The 2,104-nt window shown below is 62.2% G+C and carries 2 protein-coding genes; one reads left to right on the top strand and one right to left on the bottom strand.

Translation table 11 applies throughout. The features are described from left to right. Positions 1 to 76 precede the first annotated feature (76 nt). Positions 77 to 718: an HD domain-containing protein gene (locus ACW9JE_RS30385; protein WP_224540637.1), complete on the bottom strand. Its 642-nt coding sequence runs from the start codon at positions 716 to 718 to the stop codon at positions 77 to 79. Between the two features lie 339 nt (positions 719 to 1,057). On the opposite strand from ACW9JE_RS30385, the gene ACW9JE_RS30380 reads away from it, so the two are divergent. Next, positions 1,058 to 2,023, top strand: coding sequence for a GlxA family transcriptional regulator (locus ACW9JE_RS30380; protein WP_457434865.1), 966 nt, complete (start codon positions 1,058 to 1,060; stop codon positions 2,021 to 2,023). The last annotated feature ends 81 nt before the right edge of the window (positions 2,024 to 2,104 follow it).

Here is a 2,104-nt window from a genome sequence, read left to right as displayed (position 1 = left end):
AGTCAACAAAGATGTCGACTGACACTCCTTCTTCGCGAGCAAGCCCGCTCCCACAGTTGTTTTGTGTTGATCCAGATCAGGAAACCCAAGGCGAATTGCGGATGACCTCGACGAAGTTCATCGGCTTGAACCCAGGCTCCTGATCCACCAGTACATCGGTCTTCACGTTGCCGAACGTGGTCTGCGGACGATGGCGCAAGCCGCCGGCGAAGGCGCAGATGATGCATTCCTTGAAGCCTTCACCCCGTGGATGCGCATGCACCACCGCTTCGCGCTGCACGGTGGAAAACGCCGCGTAGTCCATGCCCAGCACGTCCATCTCGACACCGGCGGTCACCAGCGCCACGGTCGGGCGCAGGTGCTGCGGCACGCCTGGGGTGGTGTGCAGGGCAATCGACAGCCACACCTGCTCGATATCGTCATCGCTGAAACCGTAAGGCTTGAGGAACGCTGCCGCGGCGTTGGCGCCATCGACTTCGAAGCGCTCGGTGTCGGTGCGATAGCCTTCCACCAGGCCGATGTCGTGGAACATCGCGCCGATGTACAGCAGCTCCGGGTTGTAAGCGAGTTGCTTGCGTTCACCGCTCAGCGCGCCAAACAGAAATACCCGGCGCGAGTGGTGGTAGAGCAGGTCGGATTCGATATCGCGGATGTATTCGGTGGCGGCTTTGGCCAGGGCGCTGTCAGGGATTTTGATACCGGCAATGGTGGTGCTCATGGGGGCTTCCTCGGGGTGAAACGCCGTGACGGCGCTGAGGTGTCCAGTCTGTTCGCGCACCCAAAACCGGACAATCGATCCATGGCTGCGATCCTTGCCAATGAACAGCGATATCGCGCCAGCCTCGCTTGTTGCCCCCGGATTGGCTAACTTTGACACCGTACCTGTAGCAGCTGCCGAAGGCTGCGTCCGGCTGCGAAGCAGTCGTAAAACCATTCACATACGTTTTACCTGAGACGCTGCGGTGCCTGATTTATCGACTGCTCCGCAGCCGGACGCAGCCTTCGGCAGCTGCTACAGGTGTGGGGTGTTTCCAGAGCCATCGAGGGTGATTCAAGCATGCACAAAACCGTCGCCATCGTCGTCTTCGCCGGCGTCCAGTCGCTGGACGTCACCGGCCCCATGGATGTGTTTTCCGAGGCCAACCGGTTCCTGGCGCCCGAGGATCACTATCGGCTGGAGGTGATCGGCGTCGAGCAAGGCGCGATGGCCTGCTCCAACGGCCTGGCCCTGAACGCTCACCGGCATTTCAGCGAGGCGACGCAAGACTACGACTTGCTTCTGGTAGCCGGCGGACCGCAATTGCCGTTCATGGATTTCGGCCCAACCTTCGATGCCTGGCTGCGCGACGCCTGCGGGCGGGCGTCGCGCTTCGGCTCGATCTGCAACGGCGCCTTCATGCTCGCCCGCGCGGGGCTGCTGGAAGGCCGGACCGTGACGACCCACTGGGATGACGCCGCGATGCTGGCGACGCTCTGCCCGTCGACCAAGGTGGAAGCCGATCGCCTGTACGCCCAGGATGGCGAGCTTTACACCTCGGCCGGAGTCACGGCCGGCATCGACCTGTCGTTGTACCTGCTCGGCCGCGATCATGGCCCTGACGTGGCGCTGAGCGTGGCCAAGCGGCTGGTGGTGTTCACCCAGCGCTCGGGTGGCCAGTCGCAGTTCAGCCCGTTCCTCACGCCCCACGCCGAACCGACTTCAGCGGTGGCGATGGTTCAGCAGTACGTGCTGGCCAACCTCACCGGCGACCTGACCATCGCCGACCTAGCCAACGCCGCCAACATGAGCGCGCGCAACTTTTCCCGGGTGTTCGCCAAGGAGGCAAAAATCACTCCTGCCGAGTTCGTCGAGCGGGCGAGGGTGGATGCGGCGCGGGTGTTCCTGGAAAGCACCAATGCGCCGCTCAAGACCGTGGCGTATCAGTGTGGGTTTCGTGATGCGCAGCATATGCGCAGTGTGTTCAACCGCCGATTGGGGGTGACGCCGCAGCAGTTCAGGCAGAATTTTGCGGCGGTGGTTTGAGCCCGTATCTCTAGCGTCTGTTCGGGCACTCTTCGCGGGCAAGCCTCGCTCCTACAGGTTCAAACCATGCGATTTTTTGTA

The organism is Pseudomonas sp. SDO55104_S430, assembly GCF_054070595.1.
Note: the sequence above shows the minus strand (reverse complement) of the source record. Positions and strands in the feature narration are given on the sequence as shown.